The 18440-nt window shown below is 63.1% G+C and carries 20 protein-coding genes and 1 pseudogene; 3 read left to right on the top strand and 18 right to left on the bottom strand.

All coding sequences use genetic code 11. The features are described 5' to 3' along the window. Window positions 1-90: 90 nt before the first annotated feature. Window positions 91-732: a LysE/ArgO family amino acid transporter gene (locus tag ACXJKE_RS20215; RefSeq protein ID WP_457282369.1), complete on the top strand. Its 642-nt coding sequence runs from the start codon at window positions 91-93 to the stop codon at window positions 730-732. A gap of 21 nt (window positions 733-753) precedes the next feature. Here ACXJKE_RS20215 and ACXJKE_RS20210 read toward each other — a convergent pair whose 3' ends face one another. The 15 genes and pseudogenes from ACXJKE_RS20210 to ACXJKE_RS20140 all read right to left on the bottom strand — a co-directional run. Further along, window positions 754-1203: a DUF2214 family protein gene (locus tag ACXJKE_RS20210; protein ID WP_457282368.1), complete on the bottom strand. Its 450-nt coding sequence runs from the start codon at window positions 1201-1203 to the stop codon at window positions 754-756. 18 nt (window positions 1204-1221) lie between these two features. Next, window positions 1222-2154 carry a LysR family transcriptional regulator gene (locus tag ACXJKE_RS20205; RefSeq protein ID WP_457282367.1) on the bottom strand — a complete coding sequence of 311 codons (933 nt, stop codon included), beginning with the start codon at window positions 2152-2154 and terminating at the stop codon, window positions 1222-1224. 100 nt (window positions 2155-2254) lie between these two features. After that, window positions 2255-3088, bottom strand: a complete 834-nt coding sequence (locus tag ACXJKE_RS20200; RefSeq protein ID WP_457282366.1) for a shikimate dehydrogenase family protein — start codon at window positions 3086-3088, stop codon at window positions 2255-2257. Window positions 3089-3186: 98 nt separating this feature from the next. Beyond that, window positions 3187-3975 (bottom strand): SDR family oxidoreductase, encoded by a 789-nt coding sequence (locus tag ACXJKE_RS20195; RefSeq protein ID WP_457282365.1) that lies wholly within the window; start codon window positions 3973-3975, stop codon window positions 3187-3189. A 21-nt stretch (window positions 3976-3996) separates the two neighbouring features. After that, window positions 3997-4446 carry a type II 3-dehydroquinate dehydratase gene (gene aroQ / locus ACXJKE_RS20190; RefSeq protein ID WP_457282364.1) on the bottom strand — a complete coding sequence of 150 codons (450 nt, stop codon included), beginning with the start codon at window positions 4444-4446 and terminating at the stop codon, window positions 3997-3999. A gap of 69 nt (window positions 4447-4515) precedes the next feature. Beyond that, window positions 4516-5568, bottom strand: a complete 1053-nt coding sequence (locus ACXJKE_RS20185; protein WP_457282363.1) for a Gfo/Idh/MocA family protein — start codon at window positions 5566-5568, stop codon at window positions 4516-4518. Window positions 5569-5650: 82 nt separating this feature from the next. Then, window positions 5651-6658 (bottom strand): TRAP transporter substrate-binding protein, encoded by a 1008-nt coding sequence (locus tag ACXJKE_RS20180; RefSeq protein WP_457282362.1) that lies wholly within the window; start codon window positions 6656-6658, stop codon window positions 5651-5653. Between the two features lie 99 nt (window positions 6659-6757). After that, window positions 6758-8041 carry a TRAP transporter large permease subunit gene (locus tag ACXJKE_RS20175; RefSeq protein ID WP_457282361.1) on the bottom strand — a complete coding sequence of 428 codons (1284 nt, stop codon included), beginning with the start codon at window positions 8039-8041 and terminating at the stop codon, window positions 6758-6760. Then, window positions 8038-8568, bottom strand: a complete 531-nt coding sequence (locus ACXJKE_RS20170) for a TRAP transporter small permease (RefSeq protein WP_457282360.1) — start codon at window positions 8566-8568, stop codon at window positions 8038-8040. Before ACXJKE_RS20170 ends, ACXJKE_RS20175 begins: the two co-directional genes overlap by 4 nt. Window positions 8569-8718: 150 nt before the next feature. Beyond that, window positions 8719-9417, bottom strand: coding sequence for a TetR family transcriptional regulator (locus tag ACXJKE_RS20165; protein WP_457282359.1), 699 nt, complete (start codon window positions 9415-9417; stop codon window positions 8719-8721). 32 nt (window positions 9418-9449) lie between these two features. Beyond that, complete coding sequence (gene aroE, locus ACXJKE_RS20160) at window positions 9450-10271, bottom strand: shikimate dehydrogenase (protein WP_457282358.1); 822 nt, start codon at window positions 10269-10271, stop codon at window positions 9450-9452. After that, window positions 10268-11491, bottom strand: a complete 1224-nt coding sequence (locus tag ACXJKE_RS20155; protein WP_457282357.1) for a CaiB/BaiF CoA transferase family protein — start codon at window positions 11489-11491, stop codon at window positions 10268-10270. The genes aroE and ACXJKE_RS20155 overlap by 4 nt, the downstream gene beginning before the upstream one ends. 58 nt (window positions 11492-11549) lie before the next feature. Continuing rightward, complete coding sequence (locus ACXJKE_RS20150) at window positions 11550-12032, bottom strand: MaoC family dehydratase (protein WP_457282356.1); 483 nt, start codon at window positions 12030-12032, stop codon at window positions 11550-11552. 10 nt (window positions 12033-12042) lie between these two features. Further along, window positions 12043-12453, bottom strand: a complete 411-nt coding sequence (locus ACXJKE_RS20145) for a VOC family protein (RefSeq protein WP_457282454.1) — start codon at window positions 12451-12453, stop codon at window positions 12043-12045. Between the two features lie 18 nt (window positions 12454-12471). Beyond that, window positions 12472-13413, bottom strand: a pseudogene (locus ACXJKE_RS20140) (ketopantoate reductase family protein); the annotation flags it as partial. 101 nt (window positions 13414-13514) lie between these two features. Here ACXJKE_RS20140 and ACXJKE_RS20135 point away from each other — a divergent pair. Further along, window positions 13515-14447: a LysR family transcriptional regulator gene (locus tag ACXJKE_RS20135; protein ID WP_457282355.1), complete on the top strand. Its 933-nt coding sequence runs from the start codon at window positions 13515-13517 to the stop codon at window positions 14445-14447. Between the two features lie 38 nt (window positions 14448-14485). On the opposite strand, the gene ACXJKE_RS20130 is transcribed toward ACXJKE_RS20135, so the two are convergent. After that, the gene (locus ACXJKE_RS20130; RefSeq protein ID WP_457282354.1) at window positions 14486-15697 is read right to left on the bottom strand and encodes a CaiB/BaiF CoA transferase family protein; all 1212 of its coding nucleotides are present in this window, start codon (window positions 15695-15697) and stop codon (window positions 14486-14488) included. Then, complete coding sequence (locus ACXJKE_RS20125; RefSeq protein ID WP_457282353.1) at window positions 15690-16634, bottom strand: hydroxymethylglutaryl-CoA lyase; 945 nt, start codon at window positions 16632-16634, stop codon at window positions 15690-15692. Before ACXJKE_RS20125 ends, ACXJKE_RS20130 begins: the two co-directional genes overlap by 8 nt. 108 nt (window positions 16635-16742) lie before the next feature. Here ACXJKE_RS20125 and ACXJKE_RS20120 point away from each other — a divergent pair, with 108 nt between their 5' ends. Beyond that, window positions 16743-17471, top strand: a complete 729-nt coding sequence (locus ACXJKE_RS20120) for an IclR family transcriptional regulator (protein WP_457282352.1) — start codon at window positions 16743-16745, stop codon at window positions 17469-17471. A 14-nt stretch (window positions 17472-17485) separates the two neighbouring features. On the opposite strand, the gene ACXJKE_RS20115 is transcribed toward ACXJKE_RS20120, so the two are convergent. After that, window positions 17486-18412, bottom strand: a complete 927-nt coding sequence (locus tag ACXJKE_RS20115; RefSeq protein ID WP_457282351.1) for an aldose 1-epimerase — start codon at window positions 18410-18412, stop codon at window positions 17486-17488. Between the last annotated feature and the right edge of the window lie 28 nt (window positions 18413-18440).

Below are 18440 nucleotides of genomic sequence, written 5' to 3'. Positions count from 1 at the left end.
AGGCGCCTACTAAATCAATTAATAATTGACTAAAGCTAATTTTAGTTAATTCTATTTAACTATTATGAGCCCTGGCACACACTTGCGGCCATGAACCCGCTCACCGCCCCCGCCTTCCTGACTGGCATGGTCCTCAGCCTCTCGCTCATCATGGCCATAGGCCCGCAGAACGCTCACGTGATCCGCATGGGCCTGCTACGCCAGCATCTCTGGCTCACCGTCGCCGTCTGTGTGCTGACCGATGTGGCCCTGATCGCCGCAGGCGTTGCCGGCCTTGCGCAACTGGGCGGTCTTTCCGACAAGCTGCTGGGCGCCATGACCGGCGCGGGCGCGCTGGTGCTGCTGGTGTATGGCGCCCAGGCCATGCGGCGCTTTCTGCAGCCTGCGCACGCGTCTGCCCAGAACCCCGATATGGCCGGCGCAGAGGCCATGCCGCGCCGCAAGGCCATCGGGCTGGCACTGGCGCTGTCGTGGCTCAACCCCCATGCATGGCTGGACACCGCCGTGGTCATCGGCACCGCATCACTGGCTTACGCCCGGCCGGACAACGCCGTCTTCGGCCTGGGCGCCATCACGGGTTCATTGCTGTGGTTTACCGGCCTGGGTGTGGCGCTGTGGTGCGTGGGGCGCAGGCTCAACACACCGGCCATATGGCGCGCGATGGACCTGTTGGTAGCGCTGATGATGTGGGGCACCGCCTTCTGGCTGGTGCATGGCCTGTTTTCAGCCTGACGCTGCAGCGCGGGTGCGTGCCTAACCAAAGCCTCGGGCCAGAAAGACGGCGGCCAGCGGAATGAACGGCAGGATGTGCGCCTGCACCATCACCAGCCGCCGCGCTTGTTTGACTTCCAGCGCATCGGGCAGGGCGCCGCTGGCGCGCAACTCACGGCGCCAGCGCAAAAACATCATGGTCGGCTTGATGGAAATCAGCCCAATCGCCAGGAACATGACGAGCTTGACGTACAGCAAGGGGTTGTGGGCGTACCAGGCCGCGCCCTTGCTGCCCAGAAACACGCGCGCCAGGCCGGTCAGGAAAACCGCGCCGGCCGAGATGCCGTAGACCATGTCGATCTTGCCGAGCCTCTCGATCACGGCGGCGTTCAGCCACTCGGTGCGGCACAGCGCCGCCTCGCTCGCCAGAAAAACCACCATGGTGAGAATCGCCAGCAGGTGGGCATAGGCCAAAAGAGATTCGAGAACCATCGTCGGGATCCTTTCCAGTCAGGGTTTTGTGGTGGTGGCGGCTGGCGACGAGCACCAGAACTCCGGTTGGCTGTAATGGTGTTTCAGAAAATCCAGCCAAAGGCGAACCCGCAGCGGCAAGTGTTTGCGTTGCGGAAATACGGCGTAAATACCGTTGGGCGGCGCGGCAAAATCCTCCAGCACCGCCACCAGCTGGCCGGCGGCAATTTCCGCCTCGACCTCCCAGGTGCTGCGCCAGGCAATGCCGTACCCTCCCAGGCACCAGTCATGCAGGACCTGGCCGTCCGAGCAGTCGAGCGGCCCGCCCGGCTTGAGATGGATCAATTCGTCCTGGACCCGGAACGCCCAGCCCCGCGTTTGCGAGGCGTCGCTGGACAGCGTCAGGCAGTCGAATTTCGCCAGCTCGCTGGGGTGCTGGGGCGTGCCGTGGCGGGCCAGGTAGACCGGCGTGGCCACGCACAGCCGGCGGTTGTCAGCCATGCGCACGCTCACCAGCGAAGAGTCCGGCATGTCGCCGACGCGCACTGCGCAGTCAAAACCCTCGCCGGCCAGGTCAACTACCCGGTCGCTCAGGTTCAGCGAGATCGTGACATCGGCATGCACTTCGCGAAAGCGTGTGACCAGTGGCGCCACGTGGCGGCGGCCAAAGCCGGCCGGCGCGGTGATGCGCAGATGCCCGCTGGCCTTGACGCCGCCGGCCGAAACGCTGGCTTCGGCGTTGGCAAAATCAATCAGCAGGCGCTGGCAGTCTTCAAGAAAGGCGCTGCCTTCGTGTGTGAGCGTGATGCGCCGGGTGGTGCGTACCAACAGCTTGACGCCCAGGCGGCCTTCCAGTGCATCAAGCCGACGCCCCATGATGGCCGGCGCCACGCCTTCGGCGTTCGCGGCAGCGGTCAGGCTGCCGCGTGTCGCAACCGACACGAACGATTCAAGCTGCTTGAGTTTGTCCATGCTGGATTATGTCCATGAACGTCTGAAATCAGCCGTTTTTAGCATTGATTCCAACACTTCCCACCCAGGACGCACGGTGCGCGTGTCCTCTTACACTTTTTTAATAACTCAGCCGGGCCACCGATCGCAAGACGTCCGGTGTGGTGGTCGGCAGGCCAAAAAACTCGAGGTAGGCCGGGATCTGCTCGAACAGCATGTCGGACCCCACTTGCACCGTACAGCCACGCGCCTTGGCCGCTGCCAGAAACGCGGTCATCTCCGACTTCATGACCACTTCGCCCACAAAACTGTTGGCGGCGATACGTGAAACGTCCATGGGCAGCGGATCGCCTTCGTTCATGCCCATGGGCGTGGCGTTGACCACCAGGTCGTAACCCGCCGGGTCGTTTGAGCCTGTGAGGAGTTCCAGTGCTGCATAGTGCTGGCGCAGCCGCCCTGCCAGGGCCTGCGCGGAGGCCGCATTGACGTCGCACAGCCCTAGCGCGCGCGCGCCGGCCTTGGCCAGCGAAGCAGCGATTGCCGAGCCCACGCCGCCGCTGCCGACGACCAGGGCACGCTTGCCGCGCGGATCAAAGCCCTTGCGTTGCACGCCGCGCACAAACCCTTCCCCGTCGAACATGTCGCCCACGAGCTTGTCATTGGCGTCGCGTTTGACGGCATTGCAGGCGCCGGCGATGCGTACTGTGGGTGTGGCTTCGTCCAGCAAATCGACTGTCGTAACCTTGTGCGGCATGGTGATCAGCGCGCCGCGGAAATTCTCCAGGCAAGACACCGACCGCAGAAAGGCCGGGTAGTCTTCGGTCTTGCAACCCATGGGCACGACCACCGCGTTCACTCCCGCCTGTTCAAAGTAGGGGTTGTAGATCATCGGCGCCTTGAAAGAATGCGTCGGGTAGCCGATGTGGGCGATGAGTTCGGTATGGCCGTTGATCATGGAGGTTCCAGAAATTTGCAGTTAAAACCGCTGTTGAAAATAATGCCGAATGATCAGTGCTGACGGTCATTCGCCTGCAACAAAGATGCCTTTGACGATCAATACAGGCCAGGGGTGCCACCGCCGTCCACAGCGATGGCCGTGCCTTGAATGTGGCGGGCACTCTCCGAACACAGGAATATCGCAAGTGCGGCGACATCCTCGGGTGTCCCCAGCCGGCTGAGTCCCTCGCGTGCGATTTGTGCCTGTCGTTCTTCTTCGACGGGCTTTCCACTTGCGGCTGCACGCTGCTGAAACAGTTGCGCTACACGGCCGGTTTCAGTCAAGCCCGGAAGAATGGCGTTGACATTGACGCCGTCCCGCTTTCCAAGACCGGACAGGCCCTTGGTGAAGTTGTGCATCGCAGCGTTGACCGACCCACCGATCAGGAAGCCCGGGTCGGGCGTACGGGCAGCGCCGCCAATGATGTTGACAACGTGCCCACCCGCAGTTTTCAGCATCGGCCAAAACAGGCGGCACAAGTTCACACAGCCGAAGAACTTCAATGCAAAGCCGTCATGCCATGCGTCCTCCGGAAGGTCCAGAAACGCACCGGCGCGCGTGGCACCCGCGGAATTAACCAACACGTCACAGCGTCCAAATTTTTCGGACACCAGGGTGAATACCGCTTTGCAACCTTCTTCGCCTCGAAGATCCGCAGCACATACCTCAGGGCGGAGTGCTCCAGTGCCTGCAATTGCATCTGCTGCAGTCTTCAGGTTCTCAATGGACGATGCGGCCAAAACGGTTTGCGCACCGCGTGCGGCAAACGCAGCGGCGATGCCATGGCCGATGCCCCGGCTGGCGCCACTTATAACGATGACTTTTCCAGCGAACTCCTGCGACATGGCCTCTCTCTTTCTGATGATTTACGAAACCCTTGCAGCGTTGATCGCCGAAACAGCGGCGCGCAATGCCAGCAGGTAGCTGTCCGCGCCAAAACCGCAGATCTGCCCCTTGACGATTTCGGCGAACACCGACACATGGCGGAAAGGCTCGCGGGCATGGATGTTGGACATATGGAGCTCGACAACCGGCACCGTGAGGATGGCCAGCGCGTCGCGGATGCCGTAGCTGTAATGCGTCCAGGCGCCGGCGTTGATCAGCACGGCGTCGACCTTGTCGGTAAATGCCTGGTGGATCCGTTCGCACATGTCACATTCGCTGTTGGTCTGGAAATGGTCCACCTCGGCGCCGAGCTCCCGGCCCAAAGCCTGCAGGCTGGTGTTGATCTCGTCCAGCGTGATGGTGCCGTACTGCGCCGGGTCGCGTTTGCCGAACATGTTGTGGTTGATGCCGTGAAGCATGAGCACTTTCATGGTGATTTCTTTCCTGGTGGTTGACGTTGCTTGTGGTGATTTGATTTGTATGTGGGAGGGTCGAGCTGCTTAAACAACGGGCAACTCGATCACCTGACCGGTTTGGGCGGCCTGGGCGATGGCCTCGGTGACGCGCAGGTTCAGCAGGCCGTCGCGGGCACTGACCAGCGGCGGCGCCTCGCCACGAATGACGGCGCCGAAGTGCTCCAGCTGGTGCTTGAGGGGATCGTCGCGCACCATGTCGGCCACGCTCTCGTCAAATGGCTTCCACCAGGAACGGTCTTCCGGGCTGGGATAGGTTTTCAGGCGCATGGTCGGAACCGACAGGCTTCCGTTGGTGCCCGAAATCACGTAGCAGTCTTCGTCGCCATAGCTTGGGTAGGCCTTGTTTTCCTGGGAGGTCTGCTCCCAGCTGCGCGCGCATGCGGCGGTGTCCGACAGCATGAAGCTGCCCAGCGCACCGTTGGCAAAACGCAGATTGATGGCCACCGTGTCTTCCACCGGAAAACCGCGTGTGGCATTGGAGGCAAAGGCCTGCACTGCCACGATGTCACCGCACAGCATGCGCAGGTTATGCACCTCGTGAATCATGTTCAGGAGGATGGGGCCGCCGCCGATCTCGCGGCGCCATGACGCGTCTTCGTAGTAGCGGTCGGGCTTGAAGAATGTGGCACTGCCCGTCACGGCAACCAGCTTGCCGAGTTTTCCCGAATCCACGATTTCTTTCGCTTTGGCCATGATGGGGCTGTGCGCGCGATGGTGGCCGATCAGTACCTTGGCGCCCGTCTCAGCGACCGCCTTGACCAGCTGCTCGCCTTCGGCCAGCGTGGGTGCAATGGGCTTTTCCAGCAGGATGGGCACCCCGGCCTTGATGCATTGCAGGGCCTGCGGCACATGCAGCTGGTTCGGCGTCGCAAGGATCACGCCGTCGGGGCGGTCCTTGCTGAGCAGCTCATCCAGCGATGGGTACAGCGGAACACCCGCCCTGGCGGCGATAGCCTTTGCCGCCGGCGCAGGATCGACAATGGCCGAAAGGATGCAGGTTGGGCTCTCTTGAGCCACATCCATGTGGGCGAGACCGATGTAACCGGCCCCTGCGACAGCGATGCGGATTTTGCTCATGAAGGAAAGATACCCGGAACCGGAATGAAAGAACAGGCCAGCCCGGCGCTCCGGTGCGCTGGGCCGGCCGGGGCGTGAAATCCTATTTCCGCAGTTTGGCGAGCTCTGCCTGCAGTGCGCCGACCACATCGGCACCCACGATGGCCGAGTGCTTCTCGATCACGGGCTTCATCTTCTCGCGGAATTTGGCCATTTCTGCGGGGCTGAACTCGCTGACCTGCATGCCGTTCTTCTTCAGGTTTTCGAGCGCAGTGCCGGACTGTTCACGCGAGGCCTTGCGCTGGTACGCAGCAGCTTCGGCGGCCGCATCCGAGAAGATTTTTTTCTCATCATTGCTCAGGGTGTCCCACAGCTTTTTGCTGACGATGACGGTTTGCGGGTTGTACTGGTGGTTGGTCACCGCCAGGTACTTTTGCACTTCGTAGAACTTGTTCGCGTTGATGACCGTGAACGGGTTTTCATGGCCATCAATGGCTTTCTGTTCCATCGCGGCATAAACCTCGGGAAAAGCCATGGGCGTCGGGTTGGCGCCCAGTGCGGTCACCCAGTCGATGTTGATGGCGTTCGGAATCACGCGCAGTTTCAGGCCGGCAATGTCGTCCACCTTGGTGATGAGGCGCTTGCTGTTTGTGATGTTGCGAAAGCCGAGTTCCCAGTAGGCCAGCCCATGGATGTTTTTGGCATCGAGCTTGGTGAGCATCATTTTCCCGAAAGGCCCATCCACCACGGCATCGGCTTCCTGCGAGCTTGCAAACATGAACGGAAAATCGAAAACGGCAAATTCCTTGGCCTGGCTGGCCAGGATGCCGGAATTCATCACCACCATTTCCAGCGTGCCGCCTTGCAGCGCGGAGATGTTCGGTGCATCGCCGCCCAGCACACCGCCGGGGAAGAGGTTGACCTTGATCTTGCCGCCCGATTTCGCTGCCACGGTTTCAGCGAATTTTTTCATGCCCAGCACAATCGGGTGGCCGTCCGGGTTTTGCGTGGCGAACTTGACGGTGCGTTCCTTGATGTCCTGGGCTGAGGCCATGCCGAAGGCCGCCAGGGCGACGGTAGCGAGGACGGATTTGATAAACAGGCGTTTCATGGTTGTCTCCGGTTTTTTGAGGGGATGAGGTGTCACGGTACGCTTTGACGTGGCTGCCGGCCGTGGCGTACCCAGCACGCCCGGCAGCGCGGAAAGTTGTCAGCCGCCGTAAAACCAGCGCGCCGGGATGATGACGATTTGCGGAAAAGCCACCATCAGGAACATGATGGCGAACTGGGCCCACATAAAGGGCAACACGCCCTTGGTGACTTCGTCCATGCTCACCTTGCCCACCCCGGCCACCGTGTTCAGCACCGTGCCCACCGGCGGGGTGATCAGCCCGATGGCGTTGTTGATGATGAACAACACGCCAAAGTACACCGGGTCAATGCCGGCGGCCTTGACGACCGGCATGAGCACCGGCGTCAGCAGCAAGATGGTGGGTGTCATGTCCAGCGCGGTTCCCACCACCATCACCAGCACCATGATGGCCAGCATCAGCAACTTCGGGCTGTCCAGAAGCGGCTGCAGCAGGGCAACCACCTGGCCCGGTATCTGCGCTACCGTGATCAGCCAGGCCGACACCATGGCCGCAGCCACCAGGAACATCACGATCGCGCTGGTCTTGGCGGCGCCCACGAACAGCGGATAGAGCTTCCTCAGCGTGAGCTCCTTGTAGACGAGTACTGAAACCAGCGTTGCGTACACCGCGGCAACCACAGCGGCCTCGGTCGGCGTGAAGATGCCGAACTTCAGGCCGAACACCACAATCAGCGGCAGCACCAGCGCCCAGGTCGACTCCTTCAACGCCACCAGGACTTCTGCACGGCTCTTGCGCGGCGGGGCCTTCACCACTTCCTTGCGCACCAGCCACCACCAGGTGAGCCACAGCGACAACCCCAGCAAGAGACCTGGAAAGATGCCGGCCAGGAACAATTTGGAAATTGACACATTGGCGGCCACACCGAAGATGACAAAGGCGATCGAAGGCGGGATGACCGGCGCGATAATGCCCGCCGACGCGATCAGCCCTGCGGAGCGCGCCTTGTCATGGCCGGCGGCCACCATCATGGGCAGTAAAAGCGACGCCAGCGCAGCCGCATCGGCCACGGCAGAGCCCGACAGTGCAGCCATGATGACTGCCGCCACAATCGTGACATAGCCCAGGCCGCCCTTGATGTGGCCGACCAGGGCCATGGCGAGGTTGACGATGCGGCGCGACAGGCCACCTGCGTTCATGACCTCGCCGGCGAGCATGAAAAAGGGCACGGCCAGCAGCGGAAAGCTGTCGGCGCCGTTCACGACGTTCTGTGCCAGGATCTGCGCGTCAAACATGTCGAGGTGCCACATCAGCGCCGCGCCGCACAGCAGCAATGAAAACGCGATCGGGATGCCCAGCGCCATGGCGGCAAGCAGCGATCCGAGGAATATAGCGATGGTCATGCCGGACCTCCTTCATGCGGCTGGTCTTCGGATTCCCTGATCATCATCAGCTCACCGTCCCCGGTCTTGCCGCTGAGCAGCCGGACCAGGTCCCGCAGCAGCAACAGGCCGCCGAGCACGGCGAACACCATGCCCGAGCCGTAGAACCAGCTCATGGACACTTCCATCACGGCACTGGTGGTGGTCCAGTTGATCTTGACCTGCTCCCACGCACCACGGAACATCAGCCAACAGGCAAAAAGCATGAGCAGGTAACTGATGCCGAGGCAAATTTTCTTGCCCCTGGGGCCCAGGCGACCCACCAGCATGTCGGTGCCCAGATGCCCGCGCTCGTTGATCGCCACCACGGCACCGAGAAAGGTCAGCCAGACGAACAGCCAGCGAGACAGCTCCTCTGACAGATTGATGCCCGAGTTGAAGCCATAGCGCAACACCACGTTGCCGAACACCAGCACCACCATCAGCGCCAGGAACAGCGCAATCACGCCGTCCAGCACCCGGCAAAACCGGTCTATCCACTTGTCCATGTTGTCTCCTTTTTATGCGTGGCTGCGCGCGCAGCCGTCCAGCCCTGAGTCTGTTGAAGATTGCTTTAATCCATAATGTACGAACTAGTTAGTTTTAAACGAATCGGTAGAAACCCGACATGCCGGCCCCTGGCCGGCGCGATCCGGAAGTTACTTGCGCACGAAGCGCACGATCATTTCGATGATGCTGTCGCGCCGCGCCGTCATGGCGCGCCCCGACTGGGTGTCGCTCTTGAAGATCAGTCCGAAGGTGTGCTGGTTGGAGACATTGAAGAATGTCAGCGCAGAAATCGACGCATGGATGTCGATCGGGTCCAAGCCTATGCGAAATATGCCCGCCGCCACGCCGCGCTCGTAAAGCTTGCGGATGGCATCGATGGCCGGCACATTGAGCTGCTGGATGATCTTGCTTTGCGCCAGGTAGCTGCCGCGCTCCATGTTCTCGGACATCACCAGCCGGATATAGCCCGGGTTGCTGTGGTGATGGTCGAAGGTAAAGCCCACCAGGCGGCGCAGCGCATCTTCCGGCAGCAGGTCTTCCAGGTGCAGTTCCGCCTCGATGCTGCGCATGCGCCGGTACGACTCCTCCAGCACGGCGAGGTACAGCCCCTCTTTGCTGCCGAAGTAGTAATAGATCATGCGCTTGCTGGTCTTGGTGGCCGCCGCGATCTCGTCGATGCGCGCGCCGCTCAGGCCCTTCTCGGCAAATTCGGCCGTTGCCACTTCGAGGATGCCGGCCATCGTGCGTGCCGGGTCGTTGGTGCGCGTGGCCGTCTGCACAGCCGGGGCCTTGCTTTTGCGCCCACGCACCTTGGTCGAAGCTGCCTGCGAATGTACTGTTTCGTCCATTCGCGCAGTATAGGGGGCAGGCTGAGGTCATGTCATACCAGCGCAATGGTGATGCGTTCAATCGCGGCGCGTGTATCGGGCCGCACGCCGCGCCACCATGCAAAGGCTTCGGCTGCCTGCTCCACCAGCATGCCCACGCCATCGGCCAGCCGCCGGGTTCCCGCGTTTTGCGCCAGGCGCAAAAACGGCGTGAGCCCTTTTCCGTACGCCAGTTCGTAGGCCAGGCAACCAGGAGCAAACACGCTTGCCGGCACCGGCGGCAGTTCGGCGCGCAGGCTTGCCGAGGTGGCATTGAACACCACGTCAAAGGTTTGCCCCGCCAGATCCGGATAGCCGCAGCCGCGGACGTTTGCCTGGGCCGCGCCCATGGCCTGCAGTTCATGTGCCCGGGCAACCGTGCGGTTGGCAATCACCAGTTCGGCCGGAGCCTGCGCCAGAAACGGCAGCAACGCGCCCCGGGCCGCTCCGCCGGCGCCCAGCAGCAGCACGCGTTTGCCTTGCAGCTGGCAGCCCAGGTTGTGCGTGACGTCGCGCACCAGGCCCACGCCGTCGAAGTTTTCGGCAATCACGCGTGTGCCTTCAAACCTCATGGCATTGGCCGCCCCCGCGAGCTGCGCCCGCTCCGAGCGTTCGGTGGCATAGGCAAAGGCGTCGAGCTTGAATGGCGCGGTAATGTTCATGCCTTTGCCGCCCAGGGCGCGGAAGGCATCAACGGCCCCGGTGAATCCGCCTGGCGGCCCTTCGATAGCCGTGTATTCCATGTCCTGCCCGGTAGCCTGCGCGAACATGCCGTGGATCAGCGGCGATTTGCTGAACCCTATCGGGTTGCCGATGACGGCATACCGGTCAGTCATGGCTGCGCCTCTGCATACAGCACGCCGTCGCGCTCCATCGCCTCAATGTCGGCAGCGCTATAACCAACGCTCGCGGCGATCTCGCGGTTGTGTTGGCCCATGCCGGGTGCAACGCAGGCGGGCGAGGTGTCGCACTCCGAAAACCTGAAAGGCAGGTTGGGCAGGCGGATCTTGCCCAGTACCGGGTGGTCCTGCTCAATCACCATGTTGCGCGCCTGAATTTGCGGATCGTTCAGCACTTCCTCGATGTTCTGCACCTTGGCGCAGGGCACGTCAATCGCATCCAGCGCAGCCAGGCACTCGGCCACAGTACGGCCCGCTACCCAGGCTTTCGCCAGGGCAAGTATTTCGGTGCGGTTTTCGTTGCGCCCTGCGGCGCTGTGAAAGCGCGCGTCAAGCGCCAGAGCTTCGCCGCCTATCAGCAAAGCAAAACGCTTCCATGCGTCGTCGACCTGCGCGGCAATCACGAGGTAACCGTTGCTGGCGGCAAATACGCCGTACAACGTGCTTTGAGGCATGTCGTGGCCGGTTTGCTGCGGAATTTCCTTGCCGCCTGAGAGGGTGTAACACTGCACCGCATAGTCATGCATGGACACCAGGCAGTCGTAGAGGGACAAGTCAATATGCTGACCCCTGCCCGACTTGATGCGGCCCAGCAGTGCGGCACATACCGCCGCCACGCCGTGGATGCCGGTGTACATGTCGCCCAGTGAAACGCGCAGCAGCGGCGGCACGCCGCCGGGCTCGCCGACCATGGCCATGATGCCGCTCTTGGCCTCGGCAATCAGGCCGAAGCCGGCACGGTGCGCGTCAGGGCCGGTATGGCCATAGGCGGAGATCGAGCAGTACACCAGGCCAGGGTTGCGCCGGGACAGCTCTTCGTAGCCCAGGCCGAGCTTTTTCAACGCACCGGGGCGGTAGTTCTCGACGAACACGTCCGCTGTGTCGGTGAGCTTGTGCATCATTTCCAGGCCGCGCGGGTCCTTGAGGTTGATGCACAAGCCCTTCTTGCCCATGTTCTGCTGCAAAAAGTAGCCGCTTTGTCCCTTGATGAAGTAAGCGTGAGCGCGTCCCGCATCCCCGTCCTTGGGCCGCTCGACCTTGATGACGTCTGCACCCATCGCTGCCAGGCAGCGCGACAAATAGGGCCCGGCCAGGAAATGGCTGTAATCGACGACGCGGATGCCCGCCAGCGGCAGCGCTTGGGTAGTTTTATTCATAAAAACCTGAATTCATCTTTGTATATCGGGCGCAAGCAGCTATGTTTTTGATAGCAAATCATTTTTCAGACGATGGCCGGCGCGGCACCATCAGGCGGTGCTCGCCCTTTTGCACCACCTGCCCGGCCTGGTTGATCAGCTCGGCCGGCAGCACCACGATGCCCCAGCCCGGCTTGCTTTTGGAGGGCCGCATGCTGGCCACACCAAATTTCACGTGCAGCGTGTCATTGATCTTGATCGGCAGCAGGAAGTCCCAGGTCCAGCCCAGCGACATGCCGGGCAGGAAGCGGTATTCGCTCTGGGTTTTCAGGCCGTCGGCAACCGACAGCCCCATCAGGCCGTGCGCAACACGGCAGCCGAAGTGCGAGGCATTGGCGTAGGCTTCATCCACATGCACGGGCGTGAAGTCGCCCGTGAGTTCGGCGTAGGCATCGATGCGCGCGGCGGTGAAGGTGTAGGACGGGCTGGTGCACTCGTCGCCGACCTGGGCGTCGTCCCAGTATTTTTCCGGCGTGGCGAACTGGATGTTGGGGTTGGGCATGAGGCGCCTTTCAGGCAGTGGTGGCTCTGGGATTGACTGCCAATACAGCAGACACGCAGCCGGTGCTGGCCTGGATCAGCTCGACGGCCAGGCCATCGGGCAGTTGCAGCCAGTTGCGGCCCTGGGGCAGTTGCTTCACGCCCCATGTCTTCGCCCCGGCCAAGGCGGCCTCCAGGTCGTCCACCATGATGCCCAGATGCGCCAGCCAGCCGGCGTCGTTCGACGGCGGCGCTGCAAAGCCTGGCGTACTCATGAGCTGCAGGCCGCCGATCGTCCAGTACTGGTGCGGTGCATCGGCGGGTCCGTCGATCTCGCGCACATCCATGCCCAGCACCTCCAGGAAGAAGTTGATATGCCACCGGATGTCTTTGACGCGCACCGCAACGTGTTCTACATAGGATTTTTGTTTGTGGGGGGCCAAGGTGTGCTCTTTTGAATCGCGTTGACGCGGCTGTGCGCGCTCAATACCCTTGATGCAGGCCACCAGGGCCTGGTTGACGGGTATGGGTACGCCGCATTTCGCGCCCTGGCGCACCACCGCGCCGTTCACAAAGTCGATCTCGGTGATGGAGCCCTTCTCCAGGCTTTGCAGCATCGAGGTCTTGAACGCGTAGGGCAGGCCTTCGCCCGCCTTGACCCACGGCTGGCGCGGGTCAGTGGTGGCGAGCGTGATGCCGCTGGCTTGTGCCACCGCCATCGCTTCGGCCACGGCCGCAATGCCGCAGGCCTCAAGCTCAGGCACCTGGTACATATCGCCGTAGGTCAGGCGCGTGATGGCGCTCACGGCGCCGGTGGCCACATTGACCAGCAGCTTGTCCCAGATGGTGCCGATGATGTTGCGGCTGACGATGGTGTCGAGCCCGGCGGCGTTGAAGGCGGCGGCGATGCGCTGCACGCGCTCCGTGATGCGGCCATCCAGTTCACCCAGGTGGGTGTCCTTGCCGCGCGTTCCAATCAGCACATGCCCGGCGCCGAGCTGCGTGCCGCCCGCATAGGTTTTGCCGGCCAGCACGCGCTCGCGGCCCACGATGCTGCCCAGGATGTCTTCGTGTCCCAGCCCGTTTTGCAGTGACAGCACCACCGTGTCCGGCCCCAGCAGCGACAGGGCTGCCTCCATGGCCGGGCGGGTGTCGAAGGACTTGACCAGCACGATCACCAGGTCCACCGCACCGGTGTTCATGGCCACGCCTGCGGCGGAGGTCGCGGCATGCACCTGCACGCGGCGGTCTACACCGCCGTCGCGCAGGATCAGCCCGCGGCTGTTCATGGCCTCGACCTGGGCAGCATTGCGGTTGATGAGCCAGACCTCGTGACCAGCCTCCGTCAGCACGCCGCCTAGTGCACAGCCCAGCGCGCCGGCGCCCAGAACACAAATCTTCACTGCACAACTCCTTCGTGATTCAGGAGCGAATTCTGGGTGGGTCCGACCATGTCGTCCATGCAATGAGGGCAATACCAATCATTGCGTATCACAATAGAGGTATGGAAAAGGACCTGGATCTGCTGGACATCAAGCTGCTGCGGCTGCTGGACCAGCTCTACACCACCCGCAGCGTCACCCGGTCGGCCGAGGCCTTGGGGCAAAGCCAGCCCACGGTCAGCATCTGGCTGGCGCGCCTGCGCAAGCAGCTTGGCGACCCGCTGTTTGTGCGCACGGCCGAGGGCATGCTGCCCACGCCGCGCACCGATATGCTGATTGCCACGGTGCGCGAGGTGCTGGGCGGATTGCAGCGACTGGCCCAGTCAGAGGCTGCCTTTGAACCGTCTACGGCGCAGCGGCGCTTTCGCATCTGTATGACCGACGCCAGCCACGTCACGCTGTTGCCCCGGCTGCTGTCCCACGTGCGGGCGGTGGCGCCGGGCGTGGCGCTGGAAGCCGCGCGTATCGATGCCGGCCTGGCGCATGCCCTGCAAGCAGGTGAGGCCGATCTTGCCGTCGGCTTTCTGCCCTGGCTCGACACGGGCTTCTACCAGCAGACGCTGTACGGCCAGGACTGGATTTGCCTGGCCAATGCCCGGCATCCGCGGGTGGGCAGCGAATTGGGTGCCGACTGGAGCCTGGCTGTCTACCAGGCCGAGGCGCACATCGGCATCAGTTCCGGCACCGGCTACCAGCTGCTGGACAGCGCCCTGGCGTCACAAAACATCTCGCGCCGCGTGTTGCTGGAGCTGCCGGGCTTTCTGGGCCTCTCGGCCATTTTGTCCACCACCGACCTGATCGCCACGCTGCCGCGCCACATCGGCGAAACCCTGGCCCGCGCCGCCGGCCTCCAGGTGCTGCCCTGCCCGCTGGCGATTCCCGGATTTACCGTGAAGCAACACTGGCATGCCCGCTACCACCACGACCCGGCCTCCCGCTGGCTGCGCAGCGTGTGTGCCGAGTTGTTTATGAAAAGTGCCCCCAGCCCTTTATAGCTGGGCGTGAGCAGCTACATTTTTTATAGCAACAAAACTCAGCGCGTCACCCGGTTGGCTTGCAGAGCCTGGATGGCGTCGTCGTCATAACAGAGCTCCCGCAGCAGTTCGCGCGTGTGCTCGCCCAGCCTGGGCGGGTTCAGGCGCACCCCGGGACGTTTGCCGCCCAGGGTCAGCGGCAGCAGGACGGTGGCGCTTGTTTGCCCGGTGCGGGCGCCGTCGGTCAAGGTGATGGGCGCCAGCCCGCCCGTGGCCTTGAGGTGCGGGTCGTCAAACAAATCCTGCGGCCGGGTGATGGGCGCAAACGGCAATGCATGTTTTTCGAACACGGCACCCAATTCGGCCGCGCTGTGCCCAGCCAGATGTGAGCGCAGCAGGGGCATCAGCCACTCGCGCGCAAGTACCCGGTCGTTGTTGGTCAGCAGCCGTGCGTCGGCCCGCAGGTCTTGCAGCCCAAAAGCCTCGCAAAAAATGGCCCACTGCGTGTCGCTGACCACGGCCAGGAAAATCTGCTCACCGTCCCTGACCGTGAACACGTCGTAAATCGCCCACGCCGAAATGCGGCTCGGCATGGGCGCGGCAGGCTGCCCCGTCACCGCGAACTGCATCATGTGCTGGGCGACCAGGAAAACATTGTTTTCAAACAGCGCGGCCTGCACTTCCTGGCCCTTGCCCGTCTTCTCTCGCGCGGCCAGTGCGGCCATGGCGCCGATGGCGCCGAACATGCCGCCCATGATGTCGTTGACACTGCTGCCGGCGCGCAGCGGGTCGCCGGCGCGGCCCGTCATGTAGGCCAGGCCGCCCATCATCTGCACCACTTCATCGAGGGCGGTGCGATGGTCGTAAGGGCCGGGCAAAAAGCCTTTGTGGCTTACATAGATCAAGCGCTCGTTGAGCTGCGAGAGGCTGGCGTAATCCAGGCCAAGCTTCTTCATGGTGCCGGGCTTGAAGTTTTCGCTCACGATGTCGGCTGTGGCAACCAGCTTGAGCACCAGCTCTCGCCCCTCGGGGGTCTGCAGGTCAACGGCGATGCTTTTTTTGTTGCGATTGAACAGGGGAAAAAATCCCGCACCCGAGCCGAGCAGCTTGCGGGTGTTGTCCCCCGAGATCGGCTCGACCTTGATGACCTCGGCCCCCAGGTCGGCCAGCAGCATGCCGCAGGTCGGCCCCATGACCATATGGGTGAATTCGACGACACGCAGCCCTGCATAGGGCAGGCTTTGTTCGCCGGATACGCTGGCTTCAGCCATGCAAACGTCCTTGTACAAAATCTTTGGGGAGGCCCGCCTCGGGTGTCATGCCATAAAGCGGTTCGCCCGGCAATCCGGCCTTGAGCGGCTCGCGCGCAGCCATCAACTTGACGAGATCCACTCCCGTGGAAATACCCATGGCCTCAAACATGAAAACCAGGTCTTCAGTGACCACATTGCCTGACGCGCCCGGTGCATAGGGGCAGCCACCCAGGCCGCCCAGCGAAGCATCGAAGGTGCGCACGCCCTCTTCATACGCAGCCAGGCAGTTGGCCAAGCCCAGTCCGCGCGTGTTGTGCATGTGCGCGGCGCCTGCCTTGTCGCCAAGCTCGGCGCGCAGGCGCCTGAAGAGGCGGCGCACCTGCGCGGGGTTGGCATAGCCGACCGTGTCCGACAAACCCGACTCATCCGCGCCGGCGGCAACACATTGCGCGGCCAGGCGGATCACGTCGTCCTCAGGCACTACGCCCTGCAGCGTGCAGCCGAAAGCCGTCGAGACGGCGGCCTCGAGTTTTACCTGTGGTGCAAGCTCACGGCGCAGCCCGGCAATGGCCCGCACTTCTTCGACCATCTCTTCGCGCGTCTTGCGCACATTGGCCAGCGAATGCGCCGCGCTGGCCGACACCGGCATGGTCAGCTTGTGCACGCCGGCCTGCAGCGCTGCTTCAGCGCCGCGGCGGTTGGGCACCAGCGCCATCACGGTGAGGCCGGGCAAGGTGAGCGCGTGCCGTACCACCTCCGCCACATCGGCCATTTGCGGCAGCAACCTGGCGGGAACAAACGAACCCACTTCAATCTCGCGAAGGCCGGCCGCGTGCAGGGCGGTGATCCAGCGCAATTTGTCGGCGGTCGCCATCGTGCGGGAAACGCTTTGAAGACCATCGCGTGGGCCGACTTCGCTGATCAGCACCTGGCTGGGCTGGGTGTTTTGCATCATTCCCGATATTCTGTAAGATAGAACTACATTCTTTCTAATGAAATGATGAAGCAGGTTGCCGGCACTGTCAAGCAGGCAATTGACCACGAAGGCCCAGGAGATCGAGCCATGCCGCGCAAAGCCCAGACCGAATCCGTTGCAGACGCCCATGCCGCTCCCGGCGGTGCCGCGGCAGTGGACCGCGCCCTGTCGCTGCTGTCGGCCTTCAGGGCGGGCGACGCCTCACTGGGCCTGAGCGAGTTGGCGGAGCGCACGCGGCTTTACAAGAGCACGGTGCTGCGGCTGCTGGCTTCGCTGGAACACGCGCGACTGGTCCAGAAACTCGGCGACGGCCGCTACGCGCTGGGCGCCGAGGTGGCGCGCCTGCATGGTGTGTACGCCGCCTCGTTTTCGCTGGACCGCGTGGTGCTGCCGGTGCTGCGTGAGCTGGTTGCGGCCACCGGCGAGAGCGCGGCCTACCATGTGCGCCAGGGCGCGGCCCGCCTGTGCCTGTACCGCGTGGACTCGCCGCACCCGATCCGCGACCACATCAAGGCCGGCGATCTGCTACCCGCCGACCGCGGCACGGGCGCTCGCATTTTGATAGCATTCGGCGCAGGACAGCTAAGGGTTGGAGGCCAAAAAGACCGTCAGCTATACGCCAAAATCCGAGAACAGGGTTACTACACGGCTGTGGGCGACCGGCTGGCCGAGGTGGCCGGCATTTCGGCCCCGGTGTTTGGGGCCGATGGCGCACTGGCGGGCGCACTGACGCTGACCATGCCCGGCAACCGTTACAGCCAACGCCATGTCAAGCCGGTACTGGAAGCGGCCCGCCGCCTGACAGGCCGGGTTTAAAGGCTTCCCCCGGTTCAGCCTTGCGCCGAAGTGGGCTCGATGCGCCACTGGATGTTGAGCGAAAACTGTTCCCCTGGGCCCAGCACACGCAAGCCGGGCTGCCCTGGCAAATGAAAGGCATCGATAGGCTGCGTGATGGGCTCAAAACAAAACGCGGGCCCTTGCGGTGGGCGGTAAACCAGGCAGAAGTGCTGCGCAGCACCGCCGTCACGCGCAAAGTCCGGCATGCTGGCCGTGACCTGCAGGCCCAGCTCGGGCCAGGCAACGAAGGCCTTGCCGCCCCAGCCGGTGTAGCCGTTGTCGATGAGCGGGCCGTTGGCCGGCGCACCCTTGTTCAGGTCCCAGCCCGCCGGAAAGTCGGTCGTGTGCGCAACCGGCAGCGGGTCGTCGCCGCAGAGCCAAAGGCCCTCCACCGGCGCGGTAATCCGTGTTTGCGGGGTGCGGGGAAACCAGGGATGCACGCCCAAGCCATATGGCAGCGGCTTGACGCCCAGGTGGCGCACCTGCACCTGCTGGTCCAGCCCGCCTTCGACCAGCCGGAAGGTCTGCACGGCTTCGTAGTCGTACGGGTTGCCGTCGAAGCCGTGCGACACCAGCGTCATCACCAGGGTGTCGTCAGCCGGCTGCGAAACCTGCCACGGCTGCAGCCAGCCGTCGCCATGAATGGGATAGGGTTCGCCCGCGCGATTCGGACGCATGGCGTGGAATTGCCCCTCATGCGTGAAGCCTCCTCCGCTGATGCGGTTGGACCATGGCACCATGGCAAATGAAGCGGTCTGATAGAGATCGTCTGTTTTGCCGTCCCAGGGCCGCCAGAGGTCCAGCGGCCCTTGCGCGCGGTCGAGTTGCCAGGCAGCGACGCTGCCGCCGAGCGAGGGCACCAGCCCCAGGCGTTGGCCGGCGTGGCGCAGCCAGACAACAGGATGTGCGGAGTTGGTCATGGAAGATCTTTCGCGGTGAGGGCAGGTA

The sequence above is a fragment of the Polaromonas sp. P5_D5 genome (genome assembly GCF_054049435.1).
Note: the sequence above shows the minus strand (reverse complement) of the source record. Positions and strands in the feature narration are given on the sequence as shown.

Coding starts and splice junctions, on each gene's coding strand:
- ACXJKE_RS20170 (WP_457282360.1), bottom strand. CDS start 8,568: ATGGACAAGTGGATAGACCGGTTTTGCCGGGTGCTGGACGGCGTGATT.
- ACXJKE_RS20175 (WP_457282361.1), bottom strand. CDS start 8,041: ATGACCATCGCTATATTCCTCGGATCGCTGCTTGCCGCCATGGCGCTG.
- ACXJKE_RS20115 (WP_457282351.1), bottom strand. CDS start 18,412: ATGACCAACTCCGCACATCCTGTTGTCTGGCTGCGCCACGCCGGCCAA.
- ACXJKE_RS20205 (WP_457282367.1), bottom strand. CDS start 2,154: ATGGACAAACTCAAGCAGCTTGAATCGTTCGTGTCGGTTGCGACACGC.
- ACXJKE_RS20120 (WP_457282352.1), top strand. CDS start 16,743: ATGCCGCGCAAAGCCCAGACCGAATCCGTTGCAGACGCCCATGCCGCT.
- ACXJKE_RS20130 (WP_457282354.1), bottom strand. CDS start 15,697: ATGGCTGAAGCCAGCGTATCCGGCGAACAAAGCCTGCCCTATGCAGGG.
- ACXJKE_RS20215 (WP_457282369.1), top strand. CDS start 91: ATGAACCCGCTCACCGCCCCCGCCTTCCTGACTGGCATGGTCCTCAGC.
- ACXJKE_RS20150 (WP_457282356.1), bottom strand. CDS start 12,032: ATGCCCAACCCCAACATCCAGTTCGCCACGCCGGAAAAATACTGGGAC.
- ACXJKE_RS20210 (WP_457282368.1), bottom strand. CDS start 1,203: ATGGTTCTCGAATCTCTTTTGGCCTATGCCCACCTGCTGGCGATTCTC.
- ACXJKE_RS20195 (WP_457282365.1), bottom strand. CDS start 3,975: ATGTCGCAGGAGTTCGCTGGAAAAGTCATCGTTATAAGTGGCGCCAGC.
- ACXJKE_RS20185 (WP_457282363.1), bottom strand. CDS start 5,568: ATGAGCAAAATCCGCATCGCTGTCGCAGGGGCCGGTTACATCGGTCTC.
- ACXJKE_RS20125 (WP_457282353.1), bottom strand. CDS start 16,634: ATGATGCAAAACACCCAGCCCAGCCAGGTGCTGATCAGCGAAGTCGGC.
- aroE (WP_457282358.1), bottom strand. CDS start 10,271: ATGACTGACCGGTATGCCGTCATCGGCAACCCGATAGGGTTCAGCAAA.
- ACXJKE_RS20200 (WP_457282366.1), bottom strand. CDS start 3,088: ATGATCAACGGCCATACCGAACTCATCGCCCACATCGGCTACCCGACG.
- ACXJKE_RS20180 (WP_457282362.1), bottom strand. CDS start 6,658: ATGAAACGCCTGTTTATCAAATCCGTCCTCGCTACCGTCGCCCTGGCG.
- aroQ (WP_457282364.1), bottom strand. CDS start 4,446: ATGAAAGTGCTCATGCTTCACGGCATCAACCACAACATGTTCGGCAAA.
- ACXJKE_RS20155 (WP_457282357.1), bottom strand. CDS start 11,491: ATGAATAAAACTACCCAAGCGCTGCCGCTGGCGGGCATCCGCGTCGTC.
- ACXJKE_RS20135 (WP_457282355.1), top strand. CDS start 13,515: ATGGAAAAGGACCTGGATCTGCTGGACATCAAGCTGCTGCGGCTGCTG.
- ACXJKE_RS20165 (WP_457282359.1), bottom strand. CDS start 9,417: ATGGACGAAACAGTACATTCGCAGGCAGCTTCGACCAAGGTGCGTGGG.